This is a genomic window from Metabacillus indicus LMG 22858 (assembly GCF_000708755.2).
GTDB lineage: Bacteria > Bacillota > Bacilli > Bacillales > Bacillaceae > Bacillus_P > Bacillus_P indicus.
The window spans coordinates 103,702-129,018 of sequence record NZ_JGVU02000022.1 but is presented as its reverse complement, the minus strand read 5'-3'; the positions used below and the strand labels follow the sequence as shown (position 1 = coordinate 129,018).

Here is a 25,317-nt window from a genome sequence, read left to right as displayed (position 1 = left end):
AAACGCCGAGAAATCAAGAAAAAGGAGTTACAAAATCAAGACGATTTGGCTCTCCTTTAGATGTGTAATTTTTAGTTTTGCACTCAAAAACCGACTTCGTTACCAACAACTTGGCTTTCTTTAATACTCTTCCTCAAGCGTCACATCATGTTTTTCAGCAAGCGCCTCGAGGTCTGCGGTGTACTCTCTGAGCATTTTACGCGCAGCTGCAAGTTTTTCGTTTGCTTCAATGATTTTTCCGCGATCCTGCTGTTCAAGGCCTGCGATTATCAGGATAAATCCTGCATGCTGAATATTGGCTGCTTCGATATAGTGCTCATGAAGCACTTTCAGCTCTTTTGATTCAATTTCTACTTCTTCCAGGTCGGCAATGAAGGAATTGTAAACGGGTGATACTTCATCCACCATCACGGAATACATGACATCATCACTTGTGTAATTATCTCCTGACACACTGTCATAGGCTGTAATGGCAGACACTTCTTTTTCGGTGACCTCAGGAAGCACATCATTTACATACGTCAGCAATTCTTCCTGAACAGGATCGGCCGAACACCCGGCTAGCATAAACGCAAACATCAGCATACATCCGCCCAATCGTTTAATCATCTCCTGCCTCCTCTCACTCCTTAAAGCTATTCAGGCAGGAGATGTCTGATGTTAGGGGGATGAGCTGAAAATTTTTTAGATACTGAATCTTATTGGCGTCCTGTCTGTGATGTAAACCTGTAAATAACACGTTTAAGGGCAGTTCGATGAAAGAAGGAATATAATCATACAGCACAGAATACCTTAAAAATTTTAATGAATCTGATGAAAAAAGGGGGCTTTCAGGTGTTCGAGAAATCTGCATTAGATTACCTTTATCGTGAGAGAGATCATGTTACCCCTTTAGTAGTAATAATGTGCGGACTAGCCGGTTCTGGAAAAACGACCTTCTCTCAAAAAATGGATAATAAGGGTTTTGTACGCCTTTCTATAGATGAAGAAGTCTGGTCTGCCAATGGCCGGTACGGAATTGATTATCCAATTGAAAAATATAGAGAATATCTGAATAAGGCTCATTTAAGGTTACGGAATAAATTAGTAAGACTGATTCACAATAAGGAACAAGTAGTAGTTGACTCCAGTTTTTGGAGAAAGGCTGAAAGGGTTGAATATAAGCAGCTAATTGAAGCTGCCGGAGGTAAACGGTGTATGATTTATTTGAAAGTGAGTCATGCTGATTTACTTAATCGTCTAGAGGTGAGAAGCAACCGTTTTGACGCAAATGCCGCCTTCCCAATAACAGAGGATATACTAACTGGTTTCCTGAATAGTTTCGAAGTTCCAAAGGACGAAGGAGAGATTGTAATTGAGTATTAAGCAGAACACATTCCAGTAATTATGCTGCAAAAAAACACACACCGCTAAATGCGGTGTGAATTCGTGTACTTATTTTAATTAGATTCGGAGCTGTGATTTAAGGATTTCCTTTAAAATCAAAAAGTCTCATGACTCAAACATTTCTTCAAGAAGCCTGATTTTTTCTTCTGTGTAATGCTTGAAGCTGTCATTGTAGGACTTCGGATCTTTCGGATTCGCAAATTGCGTGATTTTGCCTGTTTCAGGGTGGATGAATTTGCTCGCAGCACCGCAGCCGATTCCAATAATGGTCTGCTGTTCTTCCATGATCATGATGTTGTAGATGCTGTCCTGGCCTTCGAGCGCATATCCGACGTTTTCGAGGTTGCCCAGGATATTTTTCTGGCGGTACAAGTAATATGGCGTGTAGCCGTGAGCATCTGTCCACTGCACAGCGCGGTTCATCATTTCTTCGATTTCTCCGCGGTCTGCCACTTTGTACCTTTGTTTGTTGCGCGTCATTTCTGAGGCCCGTTTAAAAGAAAGTGTGTGAACCGTCAGTGATTCAGGCATAAGCTTTTCAGTTTCTGAAAGAGTATAATCAAATTCCTTCACTCCTTCACCAGGGAGTCCGATTATCAGATCCATGTTGATGTTGTCCATGCCCATTTCTCTTGCTAAATGGAACTTATCAATGGTTTCCTGAACGGTATGATGGCGACCGATCGCTTTCAGCGTTTCATCAATGTAGGACTGGGGATTAATGCTGATGCGGCTGATGTTCCATTTGTTGAGCACATCCAGCTTTTCTTCTGTTATCGTATCCGGACGGCCCGCTTCAACGGTAAGTTCCCGTATGTTTTCGACACCGGGGAATGCGGCGTACATTTCTTCGTAAAGCATGTCCATTTCTTCTGCGGTAATGCTTGTCGGAGTGCCACCTCCGTAATAAACAGTCGTGATTTTAATGCCTTTTTCTTTCAGCCATCTGCCCATTTCGCGGATTTCGTAGTGCAGTCCGCCAAGGAAGGAATCAACAGAACCCTGTCTTCCGTTGATCGCGTAGGCTGGAAACGTACAGTAGGCACATTTCGTCGGGCAGAACGGAATGCCGATGTAGATGCTGACTTCCCTGGATAAGTCGTAGAGATCGGGAACAACACTCAGCTGTCTGTCGACAATCCTCTGCATGAGCGCAATCTTTTCATCCGAAATTAAATATTCTTCTTTCAGCATGCGGTGTGCTTCTTCTTTTGACATGCCTTCGCGCAGCTTTTTGTGAAGCAGCTTCGTCGGCCTGATTCCAGTCAGAATTCCCCATTGCTGAATGATTCCTGTGTAATCCTGAAGAAGATTCAGATGCACGTATACGAGGGTATGCTTGATTTGTTTGAAAATCTCTTTTTCCGTCAGCTGTCCGGACAGTTCTTTTTCATGCCGGGCTTCCCCGTTGTATCCGTCCTGGCCTGAAAGCACGCCTTTTACAGAAACGCTTCCGTTTTTCTGTTCCACTTCGTAGCCAATACGGATATCGGCTTCTTCCTCTTCGAAGAACAGCTCGGTTTCTTCGTAAAACAAGTTTGATATTAACTGCAGCGGCCGGTGAAGACGTTCATCTTCTATGCCATTTATATAAAAACGCAAGACTCTCACCTTATCTTTATTGGATTCAAAACTCCTTTTAGTGTACAAAACATGACGCGTGCGGTCAATTTTATTAACAAAAGCGCAAGCGCCTTGATCAGATTCTTAACAAAGAAAAACAGACGGCCGCTAAACCGTCTGTCCATTTTAAAGCACATATTTTTTAATCGCTTCAGCGACTCCGTCTTCATCATTCGACAATGTTACCCAGTCGGCAGCCTCTTTGACGGTATCCTGTGCATTGCCCATGGCGATGCCAAGTCCCGCCTCTTTAATCATGGCCATGTCATTCATGCTGTCTCCGCATGCCATGACATTTTCCATTGTGATGCCGAGAAGGCCGCACACTTTTTCAATGCCGCGCGCTTTGTTCACGCCCATCGTGTTGACTTCGAGATTTGTCAGGCTTGAATTTGTGATTTCAAACTCTCCTCTGTTCTGAAGTTCTTTCAGGATGGTCTCGCGGGCTTTGTCGTCTTCAATCTCAAAGCCGAACTTCAGCCACTGGTAGGCAGTCAGATCTTCTGGCATCTCATTAAAGAAAACCCGCTCTGTGCTTGTTGCCCAGTATCCGGTTTTGTGTGTTTTGGAAAGATCATACATCCATGTGATCGCATCGTTTTCCACAATGCTTCTGTGAACAAGTTCACCGTGCTCATCCCAGATTTCGCTTCCGTTTACAGTAACAAGGTATGATTTCAGACTTAGAGATTTAGCAAGGTCTCTTAGTGTCGCCATGCTTCTTCCGGTGCTGATCACGACGTGCAGCCCTTTTTCTTCTGCTGCTTTTATAGCGCTGCGGTTTGCTTCTGAAATCTCTTTTTTCTCATTCAGAAGGGTGCCGTCCATGTCCAGTGCGATTAATTTAATATCCATTTTGTGAATCCTCCTATACCTTTTCAGCTCACTACATAATATCATGTCCATGAGGATTCACCAAAAGAATGGTCCTATACGCCTGCTGATTCCATGACATAGTATTCTTTAAACGAGTAGCTGAACAGCTGGCGCTTGATTCTTCCTTTGTCGCCGATCAGCCTGTACCAGCTTTGGCCCACATAAAGATGATTGGATAATAGAATTTCAAGCACATAGGCAATTCTGCTGTCTGCTTCTTCGCTCTCGATTTTCATTTTGCTTGAAAAAGCGAGAACAAAGTATGGTTTATCAGTATCGAGCTCAAGCACCTGCAGATGATAATGATCTCCATGCTTCCGGTTGAACTCTTCCAATACCTTCTCAAGACCGGCTTTAATGTCTATTTCAAATTTGGCAGCTTCATTCCAGTTTTCAATAAGTGCATCATAGAGCGACAGGGTTAGAATATAATGAGACGGATAGTCGGAAGGAGTGAATTCCTGCTTTGCATTTTGTTCTTCCAGAGGCACGATAATGAATTTTTCATAGTTTGAAAAGAAATCCCCTTTCATCTCTTTCCCTTCTTTCTTTAGTTAGTCATTCAAAACGATGTAATTGACCGAGAGACTTAAGCTTAAAATAAAAATAATGGTTCTTTATTATTTCTAAACATAACGCGAAATCCCTTCTCAAAAAATGAAAAGAGCTGTATGCAGCCCCCTTTCTCAAATAAGGGAATCTGCCAGCTCTTCATTGGTTGCAAGCAATAGATCCGTATGAACATACCGGGAATCAAACATGCTGTACAAGTCATCGATTGTGAGATTCTTCATTTTTACTAAAGTATCATTATCCTGATAGACGTAGATTGTAAAATACCGGTTCAAATAGGCGAAAAACTCCTTCACGTCCACGCCTGATTTCCCGAAGTATTCACTGTTGAACTCAATAAACCCGAGAACACACCGGCTTTGTTCAAAAAGACGCTTCATGCCTTTCAGCACAAACGCTTCGTATCCTTCTACGTCAATTTTGAAAAGAACCGTCTTGTTTTTCAAGTCATTTTTAAACAGCGAATCAACCGTGATGGCCTTTACTGAGACCTGGTCAATCATACTGTGGGAAGGTTTATAAGAAGCCGAAGACGTTCCAGACCAGTGGTTATCAACGAAAAATTCCTTTTCCTCCCCGTCTTTATCTGATGCAAACGCATGAATGATCCTGATCTGAGCTGAATTTGGATGAGCATCCCTTGACTTCTGGATATATGTAAGCAAATTGCGGTTTGCTTCTATCCCGTAAATCTTGGCATGCTTTGGATAAGGAACGGAAAAGATGCATTCTCCGTAGTTGACGCCAATGTCTATGACGGTATCCGGCTGCATGTTTGTTACGGCGTCTTCCCAGAAAGACAGAAGTCTTTTTTGCGTGACTCCGCCGCTGATCAATAGGGCTCTTCCCCGGTTTTCCTTTGCATCCACGTACAGAACGTTTGATGAGGGCATGACCACTTTATCAGGAAGCTTCCTGATATCAAGCGTTTTGTATTTCAGCAGGATTCCTGCATCAATCAGCCCTTTCCAGAGCTTCGGGTAATGCTCCCACATTTTCATCAGAAACGGTTTGCGGACTGCTGCTTTGTTTATCATGATGAGCCTCCTTTTTCAGCATTCTTACGTATTTCTTATTAATCTATAAAAATCCTTTTGAAAGGGATACAGATTAACATAGAATTTACAAATGCTTTTGGAGGAAAAAATGAAAAACCGCAGCTCCCCGGCTGCGGTTTCCTAGCGGTCCACCTTCAGTTTATCCAAAAATTCAATGCGGTGCTGTTTTCTGAAATGCTCTTTGACCATATAGGCAACTCCCTGGTCATCGTTGCTTCTTGTTATCCAGTCCGCTGCTTTCTTAACGGCATTCGGCGCATTTCCCATCGCGACGCCCAAACCTGCCAGTTCAATCATGTTAATATCGTCCTCTGCATCACCGATTGCAACCATTTCCTCCTGTGCAATGCCGAGATGCTGGCCCAGCAGCCTCAAACCATTTTCCTTTGAGACTCCTTTTGCTGTTATCTCAAGCATGGAAGGGTTCTTCACTTTTACTGTAATCCCTTCAAACGCATTGGTTAGAACATTCTCCGCCTCAAGGCATGACTCCGCCTCTGAGAAATAAACATCAAGCTTCGGCGCAGCGAGCGGTTCATCCCTTAAATTTTCACCAAGCGATTCGACGAATTGAACAGGATAAAAAAGCGGATCTTTCGGACTCAGCAGTGTTTTCCCCAAAATAGAAGAAGATACCTTTTTCCGGTTGCCAAGCGAAAACCGTTCGTGCACGATGCGCACGTTGCAGTCGAACGTTTCCAGCACCTGAACGAGGTTAAAGGTCTTTTCCTCTGAGATCCTGTTTTCATAGAGCGATCTGTCCACTTTATCAGAAACAAACGCACCGCTGTGAGTGACCAGCAGGTTATTTATCTTCAGTACCTTTGCAAGTTTTTTTGCCATCTGAAAATGGCGGCTTGTCACGAGAGTCACATACACTCCCTTGTTTTGAACATATTGGACCGCTTCCCTTGTTGAAGGTTCAAGACGGCCGTTTGAACGGAGCAGGGTTCCGTCAATATTTAATGCCAGTAGTCGGTAGATCACAGTGAATCCCCCTTCAGCTGATGTCTGATTTCTAATATAGGAATATGTCCTTTAGAACTGAAATAGAACGATAGAAAAGCAGATAGGCCATAACAGAAAAGGAAAGAGCCACGTAGTCGCCCAAACGCAAACAGCTCTGAGACATGTGCCTCAGAGCTGTTCTATAAGTTAAAACCCCGATATTTGATTTTCTCCCATTGTTTCAGGTCCTGTTACCCGCAGGATCTGAACGCAAAACGGCACTGCTGGTCATCCCCATAACCGCAGACCAAAGAATAGGTATAATAAAAACGCTTACATTTATTATTACAAGTTTTTTCCGTTTTGACAAGAGCTTTTCGAGAAAAAATGTAAGCGGTTAAATAGTTCTTTTATTTCGAAAACTCGAATTTCAAAGCGTGTATGGGGCTGGGCCACAGAATGACGCCACAAAGAAGAACCCTTCTCCGGCAAAAGTGGCAGCACTACGCGGAATGACGCCACAAACAAGAACCCTTCACTGGCAAAAGTGGCAGCACTTCGCGGAATGACGCCACAATCGAGATCCCTTCTCCGGCAGAAGTGGCAGCACTTCGCGGAATGACGCCACAAACAAGAACCCTTCACTGGCAAAAGTGGCAGCACTTCGCGGAATGACGCCACAATCAAGAACCCTTCTCCGGCAAAAGTGGCAGCACTACGCGGAATGACGCCATAATTTTTCCCCAGCTATATCAGTTCTTTAACATAAAAAAGTCCGAACTATTTATACTCCAGTTCGGACTTTTTCAATGACTTAAATAAGTATGTCACATCTTCTTTTTGTTACTGCTCAAGACTCCCATAAAGCTCTTCAAGCGGCTTCATGATGATTTTGTTTAGTTCTGCAATCGTCATGCTCATGCGCTGCTCTGCTTCCATGAGCTTCGAGATCTTGTCGTGCTGCTGAACGAGGGCGACTGATTTTTGAGCCTGTTCGATTTCATCCTGTGTGATTTCCTGGCCGGACATTTGCTTTTGCTGAAGGTTCAGCTGAACGTCTCTGAAGCTTTCAAACAGCGTGCGTGCCGAGCTGTCTGAGTTCACTTCATCATAAAGGTTTTTTAATGTTTTAAAGTCATCGCTTTCGCGAAGTGCTTTCTCAAGGCTGTAGCCTAAATCATATACATTTGCAGACATAAAAAGTCCTCCTAACATCTTTTCGCCTTTTACGCAGGCTCCTACCACTATAACAGACTATTCCCGGAATTTCATTTCGTGCCCATTGCGCTAGTTTATCAGCATGACGATTATTCCCTGAAGTGCTCCGATCAGACCGCCGAGCAGTGCGCCAAGATAGGTGATCATCGTAAATTCGCGTCTTGAAATGCCAAGCACCATTTCTTCAAGCCTTGAAACTGAAAAGGATTGAACCTGCTCCCTGACAATCTCCTGAAGGTGCATTTGTCCGAGCATGTGATCCAGGTTGTTATGCAGATACTCAACGGCTTTTGCCGTCATTTTCGGAATCAGGTCCTCGTGTATCCAATCAGAGTAAGGCATCAAATATTGTGAAACCGGTGCATTCAGCCTCTCTTTAATGCCGATTTCTTTGAGGATGGCCTGATGTGCCGCCTCAGCAAGATCTTCGAGCCTGAATTTTTCTGCAGCTTCGCCAACATTCAAATTCTGTATGTTTCCCCATTCTTTTTCAAGGACAGATGTAATCAGCCGCTTTGTTTCCCCGTTGCGGAGAAATTTCAGGACTTCCGGCTGCACTTTGTCAAATACACTTGTGTTTCCGAGGAACATCTGGACCATGCCGCCGAGCATGCCCCTTTCTGCCAGAAAATCATCAATCATCCGTCTCAGGCGCTGTTTTCCTTCTTCGCTCTGGAAATAATCACTGCCTTTTTTCAGAATAAAATCAGCGGCCTGCGGAATAGAGTGCTGAATTTTCTCAAGAAGTGTTTCCGGGAGAGCTTCCTTGATGGAAAGACCTTTATAATGAGCTGTTTTTTCTGCTATTTTTTTTCCCAGCAGATCCTTAAGCCGTCTTTCCGCCTTGTCATCCAGCTCCTTTATGCCAAAATCGGCTGCAAGCTCAGTCACGGTTTTGCTGCTGGAAATGAGCTTTTCCGCTTCTTTGGCTGTCCATGACGTCACTGTCTGGTGAAACTCTTCATTGGCAATCTTCCGCTTGATGCCGTCCGGAGTGAGAAGGTGCCCCACAACCATTTTCCCCATTTGATCTGCCAGCTCATCACGCCGTTTAGGAATGAGACCTGGAGTAAATGGAACCTTTTTCCCAAAGATGTACTTTGCTTCATGCGGCTTAAAAAGCATTTTGATGGCGAGATGATTCGTCACCCCGCCGATTGCCGCTCCGATCACGATCATTAATGCAATTGTTACAAATACTGTCATCTTCATCTACCTTCCAAAATCTCACCGTTTGAGTAATTTTTCATAAGATGCTTCTATCAGCTTCTGCCTATAAGAATATTATAGAGCTTGTTAGAAAAGTGAGCAAATGAGGGTTCTGTATGATAACCGAAAAAATTCAGATTAGGGCCGCACGCAAGGAACAGCCGGGCAGATGCATTTATATCAGCCGGTCTTTACGCGAAGCGCTGAACATTCCTTCCGGGGCAAGAGTCCGGGTGATGTGCGGGAGGAATAGTCTTTTTGCGCAGTTCGTAAGTATAAGGGAAGAACATTCCCTCGTCTCCGTGCATCCGGAGCTTTTGAATGCACTTGCCCTGCCGATGCACCCGTTTGCCTGCAGCATGACGTATGACCCCAGAGTGAAAACCGTCAAGCTTGGACCTGTCATTGCAGTGCTGACAGAATGTGAAAAAGCAGGACTGCCTCAGTCACTTGGTAAAATGGATGGCTTTTGCAGAGAGCTTGCTTCCTGCAGCCTTGAAAAAGGTGTTCTTTTTTATGTGTTTGATCTATCAGGCTTTGAAGAATCCGAAATGCGCGGGTATACACTTTTTCAGGATAAATGGCTGGAAAGCTCCGTTCCTTTCCCCGATGCTGTTCACAACCGCCTTCACTCGCGCGCTCTTGAGCAGTCAGACGTTTTTATGGAGATGTCTTCCCATTTCATCCGGGAAAGAGTTCCTTATTTCAATGACCGGTTTTTAAACAAATGGGAAGTCCATCAGATTCTAAGTCAGGCCGGGGAACTCGCACCGCATCTGCCAAGAACAGAACTGCTTGCTTCAAAAGGGATTTTTGAAATGCTGGTGAGGCTCTTCCCCGTCGTTTTTTTAAAGCCTGCAAGCGGAAGCCTGGGCAGAAGGATCTTCCGGATTTCACAGACCGATGACGGCTATGAGCTTGATTATTCGACCTTCTCAGGCCACCTGCTCAGGCACTATGTATCTGCTGATGAGCTTTTTAAAAGCCTATATCCGAGAATAAAAGAAGAAGCTTTTATCATTCAGGAAGGCATCAGCCTTCTGACCTTTCAAGACAGACCGCTTGATTTCAGGATTCTTTGCCATAAACGGAACATGGCGGAGTGGGCGGTGACTTCGGCGGTCGCCCGTGTTTCTGCTGAAAATCAGTTTGTTGCCAACCTTGCAAGGGGAGGGTCGCAGCACCCGATTAAACGAATCCTTGAAGAGTCATTTGCTTCAGATGACGCTTTTCACATCCGCAAGCTGTTAAATGAACTGTCCATTGAAATTTCCAAAGCACTCAGCATGTATGCGGGCGGGCTGTTCGGTGAATTCGGCGTTGATCTTGCCGTGGATTTGGAAGGACGTCCCTGGATTATTGAAGTGAACACGAAACCTTCTAAACATCAGGATGACAGGACGGCAGCCGGTCCGAGACCGTCGGCCCGCGCCATTATTGATTACTCTCTTTTCCTTTGCCAAACCGGGAGAGAAAAAGATGAATCCGGAGGTGTTTTATGAGTTACCCGATCAGCCTGAGCTTTACTGACTCCTTGATGCTGACTCTTCCATCTTCTTTCAGGCATGAAGCAGCAGACGAAATCAAGCAGGCCGTATTTGGTTCTTCCGTACGCGGCTGCAAGGTTGATTTTCATGATAAACATGAAATCAGACTATCAAAGGATTTGTTTGATCACCTTCATCTTCCCCTTCAGAAAACACAGGTTTTTGTGCACGGTGAATCTGTTTATTTCGGTCCTCTTATCGGTATTTTCACAGCTGGTTTTACGGAGTCCATCCTAAGGCCGGTCGGCAGCCGCTCTCTTCTGTTTGCGAAATTTCTGACTGCACAAAGGGCTGCAGGCGTGGCAGCGTATGTATTTGGCAGCCACTCCATTGACTGGCTTTCGGGCACAGTCAGCGCCTGTGTCTTTGATGACGATGGATGGAGGCGGACAACGCTTCCCCTGCCGAATGCGGTGTATGACCGGCTGCCGAACAGGCAGATTGAAGACCACCGGGCAATACAGGAGATCAAAAAACGCCTGAGTTTAGAGTATGGGATTCCCTGGTTTAATCCCGGTTTTTTTGACAAATGGACCATTCACAAGCTCCTGGTTGCGAGTCCCGAGGCATCAGCCTATTTGCCTGAAACTTTGCCGGGTGCGGACGTGTCGGACATTCACACTATGCTTGTCCGCTGCGGCAGTGTTTTTTTGAAGCCGAAAAACGGCAGTCTCGGCCGCGGCATCTTTCAGCTTATTTATGACCCGGAAAAAAAGGAGTACTACAGCAGGTACCGCTCAGGCACTGACAGGAACATGTTGAGGAAATACCAGTCTCTTGATGCCTTTTTTACCCATTCCTTCGGTGACCGGAATCCTGACGAGTATGTCATCCAGCAGCGCATCAAACTGCTGAAGTCAGGCAAGCAGAAAATGGATTTCCGTGTCCACACCAATAAAGACGGCAGCGGCCGTTTTCAAGTAACAGCCATCGCCGCGAAAGTAGCAGGCAAAGGAAGTGCCACAACTCATCTTGAAAACGGAGGAGCAGTCAGGACGCTCCAAGAGCTTTTCCAGACTGAAGCTGAACGGAACTATGCCTTCCGGTCACTTAAGAACGCGGCACTCAATTTAAGTGTGGAGATTGATAAAGGCACCTCCGGCCACATAGGGGAAATCGGATTTGACCTAGGCATTGATACTGACGGTGCGGTCTGGATGTTTGAAGCAAATTCGAAGCCCGGAAGATCGATTTTTTCACATCCTGACCTCAGAGAAGCAGACAGGATTTCAACTGAGCTGTCGCTTCAATACGCGAAGTATTTGACGCGGAAGGCGATTATGGAGCCGGAGACTTTATTTACATGACAGCACGGCGGCCGCTTGTCGGTATTCTTGCAGGAGATGGTATAGACGGTGCGGTCTTTCACGGAGACGGTGCCTACTTTAAAAGTCTGCAGTATGAAGTGCAAAAAGCCGGGGAATTATGCTGTGTGATGACATTGAGCTCCTTTCATGAATCGGGTGTCAGCGGCTTTGTCTACAGCCGCAGGCACCAGCAGTGGGCAAAAGTTGAGCTGCCTTTGCCGCGAGTCATCTATAACCGGCTGCCGGACCGTGCAGCAGAGGAGACGACTGGATATCGTCTGTTTATGGCACGGATGAAAGCTGAAAGGATTCCGGTCTTTAACCCGTTTTTCTTCAATAAATGGGATGTCTATTGTCTTTTGAAGCAGAAACTTACTTCATCCCTTCCCCTTACTTATAAGATAACAGCTTTTGATGACATTCTTACCTTTATGAACAATTATCCTTCTGCCTATTTAAAGCCGGTGGACAGCAGCCATGGCCAGGGAATATTTCGGATCCGCAAAGATTCATCCGGGTATAAGCTCACGTCGGCAGACGGGTCTGACAGCTGCTATAAAGATTTAAAGTCTGCCTGCCATCCCTTTTTAACAGGGTATCTGATCCAGGAAGAAGCTCATTCAGATACTGTCCTGGGCAGAAAATACGATTTAAGGGCACTTGTTCATTTAAGCCGCGGTGAATATGAAATAACCGGCATTGGTGTACGTGCATCCGGAGGGCCAAGCCACCCGACGACGCATGTGAAATACGGAGGAACTCTTCTACCATTTGAATCTGTCAGCGAAAAGGCTGATTTGAATCACTTGCAGGCCATCTTGAGCACAGCGGGAAACGAGCTTTCCAGAAGCTTCGGACTGATCGGGGAATTTTCTGCCGATATCGGTTTGACAGAGAAAGGTCCGGTCATCTACGAACTGAACAGCAAACCGATGTCCTTTGATGAAGCAGCTATTCAGAAAAAAAGGCTGGACCAGCTTCTTGCACTCTTTTTTGAACTCAGCAAAGGAACCGCTTTCCAATCTCCCCGAATTCCATTAAGATAAATGTACAAGGGGGCGATGGCTGATGATTACACACTTCCAATGGAAGCCTCTTTTCAAACAGGCAAATCTGCCTGGATGGAGGGTTTCTTTTTATTTTAAAGGCATCCGTTATGATGCGGTCTATCATAAAAACGGGGAAATTGAATGGGAAAAGGCTTCACCCGCAGCAGAAGATGAAGAGGCGATAAGGTCTCAGATTCATGAACTTATGCTCTTTCATGTCTATGACGGTTAATTTACGCTTCACCTCCGCAAAATAGGGGAAAAGGAGGCGAAGCCATGAAAGAGGAACAGAAAGATACGGAGTATGAGGGCCGGGACAAAGCCTATCTGGATATCGACCGGATGATTAATGAAGGTTTGTCAGGCGGTTCTGTCCACAGCAGATATCACTCCGCAAATATTGAAGAAGCCCGTGACCTCGAGCAGGAGGAGCCGCCGGCAAAAAGAGAGAGCTAGGCTATCGCCTGCTCTCTCTTTTTTATATAATAAGGAGAGCACACAACCGGCAGAGAAAGGAGACAAGACAGCCTATGATCGAAAAATTAGCAGCCCATTATAAAGATGCCTTTTCTCTTGCCTATTCGCATGAAAAGAAAGGCTACAAGTGGTATAAAACAGATGAAGGCCAGATTTTCGGCATTTTAAGCGAAGCTGTAACGGAGGAAGAAAAAAATCTGCTTACGACACTTTATACCCCCTATGATCCTGGTCTTGGCGAGCACAGTGAGCGCTCTCTCAAATGGCTTCACTATTTATACGGGGACGGCGGACCTCCTTTTCCCCCCTCTGCAGATGCAGTCAGATGCTATTATTTTTTCAGCAGGCAGCCTGTTTCTGACAGGCAGAGCTTTGAAGAAGCGATGCAGGGATCGATTCCATCTTCTACAATTCTTTGGATCAGCCAGCAAAAAGGCATCATCTTTGAAGATCATCCAGAGCCCGTCATTGATAAAGAAAGCATCGACCAGTGGATTGATTCGTTTACGAGTGACTTTTTCATCGAGCTTTACGTCTGCATCGGACAGCTGAACAAACTGGATGCCGGGGTAAAAGAGAGAATACAATCTGAACAGGCAGGCTTTGAAGTGATTTGCCAGTCCTTCAGAATCAAGCAATGCATCACCTTCTCGGAAGCTCTTCCCGTTTTCTTTTTAAATGGAAGCGTAACAGATCAGCTCTTCTCTGAATTCCTGACTGAATCGCTGACTGACACAGAGCTTGTCCAGACACTCAAGGTGTACTTTGAATGCAACCTGAATGTCTCGCTTACTGCCAAAAAACTGTACATGCACAGAAACAGCGTCCAGTACCGAATTGATAAGTTCATTGAAAAAACAGGGCTTGATGTTAAGCATTTTCATGAAGCAGCGGCGGTTTCCCTCATGATGAAGTACATCGAGCAGATGGCTGATTGACTCTCTGTACACGTTGCACGAAAACCCTTACATTTTTTTGTGCAACCTGTCCATAGGCTTATCCTCTGAAATGGCTTACACTGAATCTATAAATAAAACGCTTTCACTTCAGAGGAGGATTCACATGGCTGAGCTTAAATTAGACCATATTTACAAAGTATATGACAACAAAGTAACAGCGGTTGAAGATTTCAACCTTCATATTCAGGATAAAGAATTTATCGTATTCGTAGGCCCGTCAGGCTGCGGTAAATCAACAACTCTTCGCATGATTGCAGGTCTTGAAGAAATCTCAAACGGAGATTTCTCAATCGACGGCAAACGCATGAACGATGTTGCTCCTAAAGACCGCGATATCGCGATGGTATTCCAGAACTACGCGCTATACCCGCATATGTCTGTATACGACAACATGGCATTCGGACTGAAACTTCGCAAATTCCCTAAAGACGAGATCGACCGCCGCGTGAAAGATGCTTCCCGCATTCTTGGCCTTGATCAGTACTTAGACCGCAAACCAAAAGCACTTTCAGGCGGTCAGCGCCAGCGTGTTGCACTTGGACGCGCAATCGTCCGCGACGCTAAAGTATTCTTAATGGATGAGCCGCTTTCAAACCTTGATGCTAAACTCCGCGTTCAAATGCGTGCTGAAATTTCAAAGCTTCACCACCGTCTGCAAACGACTACTATCTATGTAACGCATGATCAGACTGAAGCAATGACAATGGCAACACGCCTCGTTGTTATGAAAGACGGCATCATCCAGCAGGTCGGAGCTCCTAAAGAAGTATATGAAAAGCCTGAGAACCTCTTCGTTGGAGGATTCATCGGTTCACCTTCCATGAACTTCTTTACAGGCAAACTGACTGACGGAAAGTTTGCAATCGGCACTCAATCAATTGTTGTTCCAGAAGGAAAAATGAAATACCTTCGCGAACAGGGCTATGTAGGAAAAGAACTGATCATGGGTGTGCGTCCTGAGGATATCCACGATGAGCCGGTATTCATCGATTCATCTGCAGGATCAAAAATCCAGGCTAAAATTGAAGTTTCTGAGCTTATGGGTGCAGAAACAATGCTTTATTCCAAAATTGACGGACAGGACTTCATCGCACGCGTTGATTCACGCACAGATGTAGCACCTGACCAAATCATTGAGCTTGCGCTTGATATGAACAAAGCTCACTTCTTCGATAAAGATTCAGAGCAGCGCATTCGTCCTGCGAGCGAAAAATAAGAAAAGCGGAAGCGTCCGGTAAGCTCCGATAGACAGAAAAGAAATCCCCCAAAAAGTCCGGTTTTGACTTATTGGGGGATTTTGTTCTGGCAGAGGAGTTGGACGGTGGAGCTAGACATCGAAGCGCAAAACTTAATTGTTTTGCGAAATAAGAAAAGCGGAAGCGCAAAAACTGCCTGAGACAGCTCAGGCAGTTTTTTTATGCTGAATTATTCCTGAATCTCCCTAGCCTCTTCATGCAGACAGTTCATGCAGGAAAACAAATGCACACAGCGGTGTGCTTCAAGTGATTCCCGCACTCCGTCAAACAGCTTCATTGTATCAATCTCCATATACGCACTGTATTCATCAAGGTAATCTGTCATTTTCCCATGATCGATCATCAGCGTCTGGCAGTTTGGACAGCTTGCAGCGCTTGCTTCATCGCTGAATCCATTGCATAGCGGACACATATTCATTCTAATCACCTGCGGACGAGTTTTTTTCTATCTTCCCTTACTTTCTTCTACTTTATGTAACATGCAATTTTCCATAATATTTACCATTTCAGGTTCGTGCATAATACCGCCCATTCTACCCATAATACCTAGTAACAGCAACGAACAACCCGCTGCCAGCTAACATAGTGGGTTAGCCGAGACGGCCATGGACCTCATGCACTGGTGCAACTCCAGAGAACCCAAAAAAAACTATACTACATCAAGGAGTGTTATTACATGGCACAATCACGCAGCAATTCTTCAAACCAACTAGTTGTACCTGGTGCACAACAAGCAATCGATCAAATGAAGTACGAAATCGCTTCTGAGTTCGGAGTAAACCTTGGACCAGAAACAACAGCTCGTGCTAACGGTTCAGTTGGCGGCGAAATCACTAAGCGTTTAGTTTCTTACGCTCAATCTAACATGGGCGGAAAATTCTAATAACACAACTGCATAACATGGCTTAAAGGACCCCCGGCATTCTGCCGGGGTCTTCTTTATTTACTTTGAAGTTTATCCATTCCTAGATACTTTTTAAGCTAAAGAAGACGTGAACTTCTCCTCTCTTCTTATTGGCAGGCTGTTTTATGATCATGTAGATTCCAAATCATACCCGTTCCCTTGCGCTCCAGTCACTTGCTTTCCGCGGGGAGTGCCTGAAGCTTCCTCGCTGCGCTTGCTTGATCTTCAGCGCCCTCTTCATCCCCTTAGAAAAGCGGAAGCGCCCGTTTTGCTCCGGCAGTCAGATAAGAAATCACCCGAAAAGTCCGGTTTTGACTTTTTGGGGGATTTTGTTCTGACAGAGGAGTTGGGCGCTGCAGCTGGACAAGGAGTCAAGTGCCTTCCGCTTCAGTCCACTGGTGTTTTAAGTTAGATACAGTTCATCCATTTCCGATATACTCTTTTCTAACTGGTCCACTAAATTTCTGATTGTACTTGTTAAAAGCAGAACTGTTCATCATCATTCTGCCTATGATCCAAAGTAGTTTCCTCACGCTAGTATCAAACAAGTTCCTGTTTCCATATATATAGAGAAAACGTCCATGAGGAGAATGCTCCATGCTTGAAGCGATTGATTGGAAAGCGGTCACTTTTGTTTGTGTCAGTCTTGCGCATGAGATGGTTGTCCATTTTAACATGCCCCGAGTGTATTATTTTGAACAGGAAAAAAAAGAGCTGCTTGAGCGTTTGGCGGCAAAATAAAAAGAGCAGGCTTTCCGCCTACTCTTCAAGCTTTCTGAGGAATTTTTTGGTCCGTTCTTCTTTTGGCGAGTTGAACAAGGCTTCCGGTGTGCCCTGTTCGACTATGACTCCCCCGTCCATGAAGATCACTTCATCAGCTGCTTCTTTTGCAAATCTCATTTCATGCGTTACGACAACCATCGTCATTCCATCATTTGCGAGATCCTTCATTACTTTCAGTACTTCGCCCACTAACTCAGGATCAAGTGCTGAGGTTGGTTCATCAAACAGCATAACCTTAGGCTCCATCGCAAGAGCTCTTGCAATGCCTACACGCTGCTGCTGACCGCCTGAGAGCTGGAACGGATAGAAATCCATTTTGTCTCCCAGGCCGACTTTTTCAAGCAGGACCTTCGCTTTTTTTCTCGCTGTTTCTTTGTCTGTTTTCTTAACAATCACTGGCCCTTCAATGACATTTTCCAGGGCTGTTTTATGAGGAAAAAGATTATAGTTTTGAAAAACCATTCCTGTATTGCTTCTGAATTGTGTAATGGTTTTCTTAGGGACAGGCTTCGTAAAATCAAGTGTTTGCTGATCAAGTGTAATCCTGCCTTTATTCGGCACCTCAAGCACGTTCAAACACCGAAGCAGCGTTGTTTTGCCTGAACCTGAAGGACCGATGACAACAACTACTTTCCCTTTTGGAATATCAAGATCGATTCCTTTTAGAACGTCCAGTTCACCAAAGCTCTTATGCAGCTCTTTCATTGAAATCATGCGTATTCTCCTTTCTTATTTTGCAACATAGCGGTCCAGCTTTCCTTCAATCTGCTGCTGAACGACAGAAAGGATAAAACAGATGATCCAGTACAAGAGTCCTGCCATGGAATACATCAGCAGAAATTCATAATTCGTTGAAGCAATTTCCTGAGCCTTTCTGAACATCTCTGTTACAAGAATTAATGAAGCAAGCGACGTGTCTTTCACCAGACTGATGAACGTATTGGAAAGCGGCGGTATTGAAACCCTCGACGCTTGCGGCAGAATGATGCGCTTCAGTGTCTGGGAATAGCTCATTCCAATCGAGTATCCCGCCTCCCACTGGCCTTTCGGTGTTGACAGAATCGCCGCCCTCATAATTTCAGAAGCGTAGGCCCCTACATTCAGAGAGAAGCCGATAATGGCCGAGATAAACGGGCTGATCGTCACCCCGATACTCGGCAGGCCGTAAAAGATAATGAACAGCTGGACGAGCAGCGGCGTGCCTCTGATAATGGAAACATAAAACCGTGCGATCCACTGAAGCGGCTTAACCGTTGAAATTCTCGCAAGAGCTGTCAGGACGGCTAAAATCAGTCCGATTGTAAACGTGATAAGCGTAAGCGGCAGGGTATAATACAAAGCTCCCTTCACCAAAGGGAGAAGGGAACTTTGTGCAATATTAGCCAAACGTTCTAAACGTTCAGGATCTGCAAAAATATTATTCAGATACATCTTCGCCAAACCATTTCTCTGAAATCTTCTTGTACGTGCCGTCTTCTTTCATTTCAGCAAGTGCTTTATTGACTTCTTCCACTAATTTTCCGCTGTCTTTGCGGAACATCAGACCGCTTTGTGCAGCATCCTTGCTTTCATCCACGATTTGAATCGGTGCGTTTTTGCGCTGATTCTGGAAATCAAGAACAGAAAGCTTATCATTGATGGTTGCATCAACACGTTTAGAATTAATTAAATCAATTGCCTGTGTGAACCCTTCAACGCCTACAAGCTCAGCTCCGTTTTCTTTCGCAATTTCTCCGTAGTTGCTTGTAAGTGACTGTGCGGCTTTTTTGCCTTCAAGATCTTTAAATGACTTAATGTCTTTGTTGTCTTTGTGTGTGACAAGTACAGCTGCAGATGAAATGTACGGATCAGAGAATGCATACTTCTCTTCGCGTTCAGGCTTAATGCCGACCTGGTTTGCAATCATGTCAAAACGCTTGGCATCAAGGCCTGCAAACATGGCATCCCACTGTGTTTCTTTAAACTCAGCTTTCACGCCAAGTCGTTTAGCAACCTCCTGTGCAATTTCTACATCAAATCCTGTCAGTTTGTTGCTGTCATCATGAAACGTAAACGGCGGGTATGTACCCTCTGTACCAATCACAAGCACGCCTTCTTCTTTTACTTTATCGTATAGTCCGGCGTCACCAGCCTGCTCTCCCCCGTTCTTTTTATCGCCGCCTGTTCCGCAGGCAGTTAAAATCAGTGCTGAAACTGATAAAAGTGCAAGTAAACTAAAAAATCTCTTCATTTTTAAACCCCCAGTAACCTTATCGGATTTTATAATCATTACGTTAGAATATTACTCGGATTGCATATGGCTGTCAATCTATTTGTTTTCGCCTTTTTAGTGTAACCAGTTCTTGGCTGTGTATGTTTTATTCTGAGGGGATTTTAAAGTACACTAAAAGAAAAGAACTGGAGACTGATACGATGAACATTGCATTATTCGGAGGAACCGGAAGAGTCGGCAGAGCTTTCTTAAAAACAGCTTTAGAGGAAAACCGCCATGTGAGGATGCTGGCCCGTGATCCTCAGCAAGTTGAGGCTCATGCTCAAATTATTGAGGGAAATGCAAGAGAGCTTGCAAGCATCGAAAAAACGCTGACCGGCTGCGGGGCAGTCGTAAGCTGCCTTGGCACTGACGGCAATGATACACTGACAGTTGCTGTGCCTCTGATCATTTCAGCTATGAAAAAAGAAGGCATCAAAAGAATTATTACAATCGGAACAGCAGGGATTTTGCAGGCAAGAACGTCACCTGATCTGTATAGATTTCAATCCGGCGAGTCCCGCAGAACGCTGACCCGCGCAGCTAACGAACATTTAAATGCCTATTTGTCCCTGAAAGAATCAGGACTGGAATGGACTGTCGTGTGTCCGACCTATTTGCCGGATGGCCAATTGACAAAAGAATTCAGAGTGGCGGAAGATTTTCTTCCTGAAGACGGAAAACAAATTTCTGCGGAAGATACGGGGTATTTTGCCTATAAAGTGCTTGCGGAAGATCTTTATGTGAAAAAACGCGTTGGAATTGCTTACTGAAACTTAATCGACACAAAAAAGAGCGCCCGCAAAGGACGCTCTTTTTTAACCTGCAAGAGAATTTTGTTTTCCCTGCTGCAGTTCATACATTTGATAATACTTGCCTTTTTGTTTCATCAGCTCGTCATGGCTGCCCCGCTCGGCAATTTCGCCGCGGTCGAGCACAAGAATCTGGTCTGCATTCTTAATCGTTGAAAGTCTGTGGGCGATGATAAAGGTTGTTCTTCCTTTTTTCAGCACCTCAAGCGCTTCCTGGATGACCGCTTCTGTTTCGGTATCTATGCTCGCCGTTGCTTCGTCGAGAATCAGGATCGCAGGATCAAATGCAAGTGCTCTGGCAAATGAAATGAGCTGTCTCTGTCCTGATGAAAGCGTGCTTCCCTTTTCAATAACCGGTTCATCGAAGCCAAGCGGCAAATGTTTCAGGAGTTTGTCAGCACCTACATCAGTGAGTGCCTTTTCAACTTGCTCACGGGAAATCGCAGGGTTGTTCAGACTGACGTTTGCGGCAATGGTTCCGGTAAACAGGAACGGATCCTGAAGCACAATCCCCATATGCTCCCGCACAGTCTGACGCGGCATCGACATGATGTCTTTTCCGTCTATCATGATTTTCCCTTCCTTGCAGTCGTAAAAGCGGAAGAGAAGATTCATGATCGAACTTTTTCCAGAGCCAGTATGGCCGACAAGCGCAACCGTCTCGCCCTGTTTTGCCTGGAAGTCAATATTCTTCAGGACATATTCGCCTTCCTTATAGCCGAACGAAACATGCTCAAATGTAACATCACCCTTGTAGCGCGGCTCTTTCTTTTCGCTGACATCAATCCCTTTTTCATCAAGCAGCGTAAAAACTCTTTCTGCTGAGACACGTGCTGTTTCAAGCTGGGCAAACTGATTGACAATGCCTGTAATCGGCTGAAAAAGCCGGTTCAGATAATCAACAAATGCGTAAAGAACTCCGATTGATACCATGGAGCCGACACCGATTGAGGCGCCCCCAAAATACCAGATCAGCGCAACAAACGCACAGTTCCGCATAAATCCCACCATGTTATGGGAGAGCAGGGAGTTCAGGCTCAAAAGCTTATTCTGATAATGAAAGTGCGAATCATTCATCTCTTCAAATTCAGCTTTTGTTTCTTCCTGTCTCCGGAACGCCTGGATGATCGTCATCCCCTGGATGGATTCGTTAATCATTCCATTAATATCACTGACAAGCGACCGGATTTTATGGTTGTAGTCTGATGCATATTTTCTGTATACCACGCTCCAGACAGCAAGAATCGGAAGGATGACCATACAGATCAAAGCAAGTTTCACATCAAGGAGGAACAACGCAACAAAGATTCCTGTAATATAAATCGCACTTGTAAAGAACGTCGACAGAACCGCCACGAACAGCTCTCTGATCGCCTCAGTATCATTTGTGATCCTTGCGACGACTTTTCCTGCAGGAAGGTTGTCAAAATAGACGACCGGCAGTCTCTGAATATGGGCAAAAACATCCTGGCGCATTTTCTGGATAATCCTATTGGCTGTAACCTGCAGAAAATACCGCTGTCCGTAATGAAAGAATGAGGCAAAAACAAGCAGGCCGAAATAGACAAAAATTAACGTCAGCAGCCCCCCGATTTCCGGTTCATAAAAAGCAAACAGCTCTTTAGAAGACAGCTTCGTTCCCTGATAGGACTCGGACTGCTCTCCCTTTGAAATGGTGACTGTATTTCCTTCAGCTCTGCGTTCTCCGTCAAACTGGAGCTCGCCGGGGATAAAATAATAATCCCGCTGCACTTGAAGAATGTGCACTTCTTCCCCTTTTTCCTCACCCGGCTCAAAATAATCTTCCCGTTTATAAAAGGAGTCTTTATAGGCAGCCGTCTGCTCTCCTTTTTCTGTTTCATACCATGTTTTTTCGATGCCTAGAATATGATCATCAATCATTTTCTTGGCGATAAAAGGACCGGTCAGCTCTGCGCCTACGGCAACCGTAAGCATCAGAAGAGCTGCGATCAGCGTTTTTTTATAAAGGGCTGCATAGCGGAATAATCGCTTTCCTGTGCTCATGCTCCCACCCCGCCTTCATTTTCAGCTTCAATTTGCTGGCGTTCAAATTGCTCCTTGTACCAGCCGTTTTTGGCAAGCAGCGATTCGTGCCTGCCTTCCTCGATGATTTTTCCTTCATCAAGGACAATAATCCAGTCCGCATGCTCAACCGCAGACAGGCGGTGCGTTGTAATAAAGGTTGTTTTTCCGGCACGCTCGCTGCGGATATTCGAGATAATGGCCGTTTCCGTTTTTGCATCTACGGCTGACAGCGAATCATCCAAAATTAGAATTTCAGGATCTATCAGAAGAGCACGGGCAATGGAAATCCGCTGCTTTTGGCCTCCTGACAGCGCGACTCCTTTTTCTCCGACGAGCGTGTTCAGCCCCTCTGGAAGCATCTCAAGATCTTTTCTGAAAAACGCAAGATCAATGGCTTTGTTCAGTTCTTCATCTGATCCGTCTTTTTTCCCGAAAAGAATGTTCTCTCTTACCGTTCTTGAAAAAAGAACATGATCCTGCGGGACATACCCGATAAACCGATGCAGCGTTTCAAGAGGGATCTTCTCAATCGGAACACCGGATATCAAAATCTCGCCGCTTCCTGAAGGATATTGTCTCAAAAGCTGTTTGACAATCGTTGTCTTGCCGCTGCCGGTTTTGCCGACGATCCCGATTGTCTCTCCCCGCTTGACCGAGAAGCTGACGGCGTTTAAATTCCCCACATTTGATGATGGATAACGGAATGTGACATTTTTGAACTCAATGGATTTAGGCGAACCTACCTGCACCTGATGATCGGCATTTTTCACATCCGGCTCATAGGAAAGAGTGTCATTAATTCTGTCCAGCGAGGCATTGCCGCGCTGCATAATATTGATCAGCTCGCCAATCGCAAACATCGGCCAGATCATCATGCCAAGGTAAACGTTGAAGGAAACCAGTTCACCAAGTGTAATTTCATTATGGAAAACAAGGTACGCTCCGTATCCGAGACCAATCAAGTAGCTGATGCCGACAAGCAGCTTAATCGTAGGTTCAAACAAGGCATCAATTTTGGCTACATGAACATTCTTTTTGTATACATCATCAGTCAATTCGTTGAATCTGTTCACATCAGCCTGTTCCTGAACATATGCGCGAATGACCCTTACTCCAGACACTGATTCCAGCACCTGATCGTTCATATCGCCAAAGGCATCTTGAGCAGCCGTGAACCGCGTGTGAATCTTCTTTCCGTAGATTCCCATGGCGATTGCCATGATCGGCAGAGGAAGAATGGCGGCAAACGTAAGCTTCCAGCTGATGAGAATCCCCATTGTCAAAAGGATCGTCAGCATGAACATGCTTGAATCAACCAGTGTCAGGATTCCAAAGCCGGCTGTAGTCGATATCGCTTTTAAATCGTTTGTCGCCCGGGCCATTAAATCACCCGTTCTGTTTTTTTCATAAAAACGCGGAGTCATGACCAAAAACTGGCCCATCAGCTTGGATCTTAAAATCCTCTCAGCGAGATGAGCTCCGCCAAATAAACTGTACATCCAGAAGTATGATAAAAAATAGACAAGTACACCAAGACCGATGAATAAGACAATGTACTCCACAAGCAAATCACTCGTAAAATTCCCTGTCTGAATATCATCAATCGCGTTCCCGAGAAGCTTTGGAGGAATAATCTCCAGAACATTTACAACGAGAAGCAGAATAATCGCTGCTGTGTAGCGCTTCCAGTACTTCTTAAAAAACCATCCTAATTTCACTAAAACTGCAAACATGCTTTCATCTCCCCTAAAACTTCCTATTAAGTGACTAGCCGCTTTCCGGATCGCCTTTCTTCACGCGCTTTTCAGCTTTGCTTACCCAAACATTCATTTCATTTCCTCCTTCTTTTTGTTTAAAAAATATAAAAAAGGCACATCTCTGTTTAGAGATCTGCCTTTTTACACAAACATAAAAAGGCACATGAGTATACAGTGCAGCATACCCCGTGCCTTTTTCTTATCTTTATTTAGAGATAAAACTCTAAATAGCCGTAAGGCAAGGCGGGGCTGCATAAAAACGGTTTTTGCGATCGAACTGACGTGCAATGAACTTTTTCATGTTGTACCCCTCCTTTGCCAATTTCTTGATATTATTCCTAAAATAGATTACCATTTGCTTCATTATTTTGTCAATTAAGATTTTTCGCTATTTTTCTCATTTTTATAAAGAAAGGTTTCAACATCTTAAAAATAAGGTAAAGAACACTATCAAACGACATAGGAAAATCAAAGGAGGAACATGATGAGCCAGTTAGTATCCACAAGTCTTTGTACTCAGAATCCATTCAGAATGGACCAGCTGATCAGTTTGAATCAGCTTGCCAAAAATTATAGCGGGAAGGTGTATTTCATAGCTGGAAGACGAAGCATTGTGGATGTTTCAAAACTTCCTTCTTTGATAACGTTCTCTCTTATGACGTCAAGCTCAAAGCAGATAAAAGTTTTAATTGACGGTGAAAGTCCAAGCGAGCTTCTTGCTGAAATGGATGACATCTGCTCAACAGAATCACGCTTTACATCAAGCTTTCTGAATACAGCTGAAAAAGTAAAGGTATAAAGCTGCAGGGATATTACAAAAGATAATGTCAGAACACCCTGTTTTCAATCCACCACAGAAAAGGAGACCGCTGCCATGATCAGAACTATTTTAATCGTAATTGGAGCAATCGTCGTTATCGGCTGGCTGCTTAACGTTATCCTATAAAAACCAATAAGGGAGAGGAACCTTATGTCTGAGCACAAACAAGTGAATGTTGAACGAAAAGAAGAGCATAAGACAAACAACAGCCTTCTTGGCGCCACTTTTATTAAATACACAGCATACCTTGTTATTTTCTTCGGAATTATATGGTTTTTAATTACGTATATTATGCCAATGTTTTAGGATAGAGAGTTTTGAGAACCGCGTCTATAAGGATGCGGTTTTTTGTTGTGTTTAGTTTTTCGTTTTGTTTTGTGCTGGCTGTGACGGGAGCTGGTGTCATCAAGCTTTTGATTCATGCTTTTGATGGTTCTATTACGCCTGATTAGTGCCAC

At 44.7% G+C, this 25,317-nt stretch carries 27 protein-coding genes; 13 read left to right on the top strand and 14 right to left on the bottom strand.

Going from position 1 to position 25,317, the window contains the following annotated elements; genetic code table 11:
• Positions 1-120: 120 nt before the first annotated feature.
• Positions 121-609, bottom strand: coding sequence for a hypothetical protein (locus AZ46_RS20305; RefSeq protein ID WP_029283641.1), 489 nt, complete (start codon positions 607-609; stop codon positions 121-123).
• A gap of 225 nt (positions 610-834) precedes the next feature.
• Here AZ46_RS20305 and AZ46_RS20300 point away from each other — a divergent pair, with 225 nt between their 5' ends.
• The gene (locus AZ46_RS20300) at positions 835-1,365 is read left to right on the top strand and encodes a P-loop nucleotide/nucleoside kinase family protein (protein ID WP_029283639.1); all 531 of its coding nucleotides are present in this window, start codon (positions 835-837) and stop codon (positions 1,363-1,365) included.
• A 126-nt stretch (positions 1,366-1,491) separates the two neighbouring features.
• On the opposite strand, the gene AZ46_RS20295 is transcribed toward AZ46_RS20300, so the two are convergent.
• The 7 genes from AZ46_RS20295 to AZ46_RS20265 form a co-directional block, all read right to left on the bottom strand.
• Entirely contained in the window at positions 1,492-2,988 is a 1,497-nt protein-coding gene (locus AZ46_RS20295; protein ID WP_029283637.1) for a coproporphyrinogen III oxidase, read from the bottom strand.
• 147 nt (positions 2,989-3,135) lie between these two features.
• The gene (locus AZ46_RS20290) at positions 3,136-3,864 is read right to left on the bottom strand and encodes a Cof-type HAD-IIB family hydrolase (protein WP_029283635.1); all 729 of its coding nucleotides are present in this window, start codon (positions 3,862-3,864) and stop codon (positions 3,136-3,138) included.
• 74 nt (positions 3,865-3,938) lie between these two features.
• On the bottom strand, positions 3,939-4,418 hold the full coding sequence (locus AZ46_RS20285; RefSeq protein WP_029283633.1) for a hypothetical protein: 480 nt from the start codon (positions 4,416-4,418) through the stop codon (positions 3,939-3,941).
• Positions 4,419-4,571: 153 nt separating this feature from the next.
• Positions 4,572-5,495 (bottom strand): FkbM family methyltransferase, encoded by a 924-nt coding sequence (locus AZ46_RS20280; RefSeq protein WP_029283631.1) that lies wholly within the window; start codon positions 5,493-5,495, stop codon positions 4,572-4,574.
• A gap of 141 nt (positions 5,496-5,636) precedes the next feature.
• A complete protein-coding gene (locus AZ46_RS20275; RefSeq protein ID WP_029283629.1) occupies positions 5,637-6,503 on the bottom strand; it encodes a Cof-type HAD-IIB family hydrolase in 867 nt (288 codons plus the stop codon).
• Between the two features lie 804 nt (positions 6,504-7,307).
• The gene (locus AZ46_RS20270) at positions 7,308-7,661 is read right to left on the bottom strand and encodes a YlbF/YmcA family competence regulator (protein ID WP_029283627.1); all 354 of its coding nucleotides are present in this window, start codon (positions 7,659-7,661) and stop codon (positions 7,308-7,310) included.
• 90 nt (positions 7,662-7,751) lie between these two features.
• Positions 7,752-8,888: a DUF445 domain-containing protein gene (locus AZ46_RS20265; RefSeq protein WP_029283625.1), complete on the bottom strand. Its 1,137-nt coding sequence runs from the start codon at positions 8,886-8,888 to the stop codon at positions 7,752-7,754.
• Between the two features lie 119 nt (positions 8,889-9,007).
• On the opposite strand from AZ46_RS20265, the gene AZ46_RS20260 reads away from it, so the two are divergent.
• From AZ46_RS20260 to AZ46_RS20230, 7 genes are all read left to right on the top strand, one after another.
• A complete protein-coding gene (locus AZ46_RS20260) occupies positions 9,008-10,393 on the top strand; it encodes a YheC/YheD family endospore coat-associated protein (protein ID WP_051865808.1) in 1,386 nt (461 codons plus the stop codon).
• Positions 10,390-11,745 carry a YheC/YheD family endospore coat-associated protein gene (locus tag AZ46_RS20255; RefSeq protein WP_029283622.1) on the top strand — a complete coding sequence of 452 codons (1,356 nt, stop codon included), beginning with the start codon at positions 10,390-10,392 and terminating at the stop codon, positions 11,743-11,745. Before AZ46_RS20260 ends, AZ46_RS20255 begins: the two co-directional genes overlap by 4 nt.
• Positions 11,742-12,791, top strand: coding sequence for a YheC/YheD family endospore coat-associated protein (locus AZ46_RS20250; protein WP_029283620.1), 1,050 nt, complete (start codon positions 11,742-11,744; stop codon positions 12,789-12,791). The genes AZ46_RS20255 and AZ46_RS20250 overlap by 4 nt, the downstream gene beginning before the upstream one ends.
• A gap of 22 nt (positions 12,792-12,813) precedes the next feature.
• Positions 12,814-13,026 (top strand): YheE family protein, encoded by a 213-nt coding sequence (locus AZ46_RS20245; RefSeq protein WP_029283618.1) that lies wholly within the window; start codon positions 12,814-12,816, stop codon positions 13,024-13,026.
• Positions 13,027-13,070: 44 nt separating this feature from the next.
• Positions 13,071-13,250, top strand: coding sequence for a hypothetical protein (locus AZ46_RS20240; RefSeq protein WP_029283616.1), 180 nt, complete (start codon positions 13,071-13,073; stop codon positions 13,248-13,250).
• A 74-nt stretch (positions 13,251-13,324) separates the two neighbouring features.
• Entirely contained in the window at positions 13,325-14,209 is an 885-nt protein-coding gene (locus tag AZ46_RS20235) for a PucR family transcriptional regulator (RefSeq protein ID WP_029283614.1), read from the top strand.
• A gap of 124 nt (positions 14,210-14,333) precedes the next feature.
• On the top strand, positions 14,334-15,446 hold the full coding sequence (locus AZ46_RS20230) for an ABC transporter ATP-binding protein (RefSeq protein ID WP_029283612.1): 1,113 nt from the start codon (positions 14,334-14,336) through the stop codon (positions 15,444-15,446).
• A gap of 209 nt (positions 15,447-15,655) precedes the next feature.
• Here the strand turns inward: AZ46_RS20230 and AZ46_RS20225 are convergent, their stop codons facing one another.
• The gene (locus AZ46_RS20225) at positions 15,656-15,904 is read right to left on the bottom strand and encodes a hypothetical protein (RefSeq protein WP_029283610.1); all 249 of its coding nucleotides are present in this window, start codon (positions 15,902-15,904) and stop codon (positions 15,656-15,658) included.
• A gap of 258 nt (positions 15,905-16,162) precedes the next feature.
• Here AZ46_RS20225 and AZ46_RS20220 point away from each other — a divergent pair, with 258 nt between their 5' ends.
• Both AZ46_RS20220 and AZ46_RS22045 read left to right on the top strand, forming a co-directional pair.
• A complete protein-coding gene (locus tag AZ46_RS20220; RefSeq protein WP_029283608.1) occupies positions 16,163-16,369 on the top strand; it encodes an alpha/beta-type small acid-soluble spore protein in 207 nt (68 codons plus the stop codon).
• A gap of 618 nt (positions 16,370-16,987) precedes the next feature.
• Positions 16,988-17,131: a hypothetical protein gene (locus AZ46_RS22045; protein WP_158001682.1), complete on the top strand. Its 144-nt coding sequence runs from the start codon at positions 16,988-16,990 to the stop codon at positions 17,129-17,131.
• An 18-nt stretch (positions 17,132-17,149) separates the two neighbouring features.
• Here AZ46_RS22045 and AZ46_RS20210 read toward each other — a convergent pair whose 3' ends face one another.
• The 3 genes from AZ46_RS20210 to AZ46_RS20200 are packed head-to-tail and all read right to left on the bottom strand — an operon-like array spanning position 17,150 to position 19,403.
• Entirely contained in the window at positions 17,150-17,887 is a 738-nt protein-coding gene (locus AZ46_RS20210; protein WP_029283605.1) for an amino acid ABC transporter ATP-binding protein, read from the bottom strand.
• Between the two features lie 15 nt (positions 17,888-17,902).
• Positions 17,903-18,604: an amino acid ABC transporter permease gene (locus tag AZ46_RS20205; RefSeq protein ID WP_029283603.1), complete on the bottom strand. Its 702-nt coding sequence runs from the start codon at positions 18,602-18,604 to the stop codon at positions 17,903-17,905.
• Positions 18,591-19,403, bottom strand: coding sequence for an amino acid ABC transporter substrate-binding protein (locus tag AZ46_RS20200; RefSeq protein ID WP_029283601.1), 813 nt, complete (start codon positions 19,401-19,403; stop codon positions 18,591-18,593). Before AZ46_RS20200 ends, AZ46_RS20205 begins: the two co-directional genes overlap by 14 nt.
• Positions 19,404-19,585: 182 nt before the next feature.
• Between AZ46_RS20200 and AZ46_RS20195 the strand changes: the two genes are divergently transcribed.
• The gene (locus tag AZ46_RS20195) at positions 19,586-20,197 is read left to right on the top strand and encodes an NAD(P)-dependent oxidoreductase (RefSeq protein WP_029283600.1); all 612 of its coding nucleotides are present in this window, start codon (positions 19,586-19,588) and stop codon (positions 20,195-20,197) included.
• Positions 20,198-20,242: 45 nt separating this feature from the next.
• On the opposite strand, the gene AZ46_RS20190 is transcribed toward AZ46_RS20195, so the two are convergent.
• Positions 20,243-22,261: an ABC transporter ATP-binding protein gene (locus AZ46_RS20190; protein WP_029283598.1), complete on the bottom strand. Its 2,019-nt coding sequence runs from the start codon at positions 22,259-22,261 to the stop codon at positions 20,243-20,245.
• A complete protein-coding gene (locus AZ46_RS20185) occupies positions 22,258-24,015 on the bottom strand; it encodes an ABC transporter ATP-binding protein (protein WP_029283596.1) in 1,758 nt (585 codons plus the stop codon). The genes AZ46_RS20190 and AZ46_RS20185 overlap by 4 nt, the downstream gene beginning before the upstream one ends.
• A 508-nt stretch (positions 24,016-24,523) precedes the next feature.
• On the opposite strand from AZ46_RS20185, the gene AZ46_RS20180 reads away from it, so the two are divergent.
• Together AZ46_RS20180 and AZ46_RS22230 are read left to right on the top strand one after the other, a co-directional pair.
• Positions 24,524-24,838 carry a hypothetical protein gene (locus tag AZ46_RS20180; RefSeq protein WP_029283594.1) on the top strand — a complete coding sequence of 105 codons (315 nt, stop codon included), beginning with the start codon at positions 24,524-24,526 and terminating at the stop codon, positions 24,836-24,838.
• A 171-nt stretch (positions 24,839-25,009) separates the two neighbouring features.
• Positions 25,010-25,165: a hypothetical protein gene (locus AZ46_RS22230; RefSeq protein WP_168713779.1), complete on the top strand. Its 156-nt coding sequence runs from the start codon at positions 25,010-25,012 to the stop codon at positions 25,163-25,165.
• Positions 25,166-25,317: the final 152 nt, after the last annotated feature.

Coding starts and splice junctions, on each gene's coding strand:
- AZ46_RS20305 (WP_029283641.1), bottom strand. CDS start 609: ATGATTAAACGATTGGGCGGATGTATGCTGATGTTTGCGTTTATGCTA.
- AZ46_RS20290 (WP_029283635.1), bottom strand. CDS start 3,864: ATGGATATTAAATTAATCGCACTGGACATGGACGGCACCCTTCTGAAT.
- AZ46_RS20285 (WP_029283633.1), bottom strand. CDS start 4,418: ATGAAAGGGGATTTCTTTTCAAACTATGAAAAATTCATTATCGTGCCT.
- AZ46_RS20280 (WP_029283631.1), bottom strand. CDS start 5,495: ATGATAAACAAAGCAGCAGTCCGCAAACCGTTTCTGATGAAAATGTGG.
- AZ46_RS20270 (WP_029283627.1), bottom strand. CDS start 7,661: ATGTCTGCAAATGTATATGATTTAGGCTACAGCCTTGAGAAAGCACTT.
- AZ46_RS20265 (WP_029283625.1), bottom strand. CDS start 8,888: ATGACAGTATTTGTAACAATTGCATTAATGATCGTGATCGGAGCGGCA.
- AZ46_RS20260 (WP_051865808.1), top strand. CDS start 9,008: ATGATAACCGAAAAAATTCAGATTAGGGCCGCACGCAAGGAACAGCCG.
- AZ46_RS20255 (WP_029283622.1), top strand. CDS start 10,390: ATGAGTTACCCGATCAGCCTGAGCTTTACTGACTCCTTGATGCTGACT.
- AZ46_RS20250 (WP_029283620.1), top strand. CDS start 11,742: ATGACAGCACGGCGGCCGCTTGTCGGTATTCTTGCAGGAGATGGTATA.
- AZ46_RS20245 (WP_029283618.1), top strand. CDS start 12,814: ATGATTACACACTTCCAATGGAAGCCTCTTTTCAAACAGGCAAATCTG.
- AZ46_RS20240 (WP_029283616.1), top strand. CDS start 13,071: ATGAAAGAGGAACAGAAAGATACGGAGTATGAGGGCCGGGACAAAGCC.
- AZ46_RS20235 (WP_029283614.1), top strand. CDS start 13,325: ATGATCGAAAAATTAGCAGCCCATTATAAAGATGCCTTTTCTCTTGCC.
- AZ46_RS20230 (WP_029283612.1), top strand. CDS start 14,334: ATGGCTGAGCTTAAATTAGACCATATTTACAAAGTATATGACAACAAA.
- AZ46_RS20225 (WP_029283610.1), bottom strand. CDS start 15,904: ATGAATATGTGTCCGCTATGCAATGGATTCAGCGATGAAGCAAGCGCT.
- AZ46_RS20220 (WP_029283608.1), top strand. CDS start 16,163: ATGGCACAATCACGCAGCAATTCTTCAAACCAACTAGTTGTACCTGGT.
- AZ46_RS22045 (WP_158001682.1), top strand. CDS start 16,988: ATGCTTGAAGCGATTGATTGGAAAGCGGTCACTTTTGTTTGTGTCAGT.
- AZ46_RS20210 (WP_029283605.1), bottom strand. CDS start 17,887: ATGATTTCAATGAAAGAGCTGCATAAGAGCTTTGGTGAACTGGACGTT.
- AZ46_RS20205 (WP_029283603.1), bottom strand. CDS start 18,604: ATGTATCTGAATAATATTTTTGCAGATCCTGAACGTTTAGAACGTTTG.
- AZ46_RS20200 (WP_029283601.1), bottom strand. CDS start 19,403: ATGAAGAGATTTTTTAGTTTACTTGCACTTTTATCAGTTTCAGCACTG.
- AZ46_RS20195 (WP_029283600.1), top strand. CDS start 19,586: ATGAACATTGCATTATTCGGAGGAACCGGAAGAGTCGGCAGAGCTTTC.
- AZ46_RS20190 (WP_029283598.1), bottom strand. CDS start 22,261: ATGAGCACAGGAAAGCGATTATTCCGCTATGCAGCCCTTTATAAAAAA.
- AZ46_RS20185 (WP_029283596.1), bottom strand. CDS start 24,015: ATGTTTGCAGTTTTAGTGAAATTAGGATGGTTTTTTAAGAAGTACTGG.
- AZ46_RS20180 (WP_029283594.1), top strand. CDS start 24,524: ATGAGCCAGTTAGTATCCACAAGTCTTTGTACTCAGAATCCATTCAGA.
- AZ46_RS22230 (WP_168713779.1), top strand. CDS start 25,010: ATGTCTGAGCACAAACAAGTGAATGTTGAACGAAAAGAAGAGCATAAG.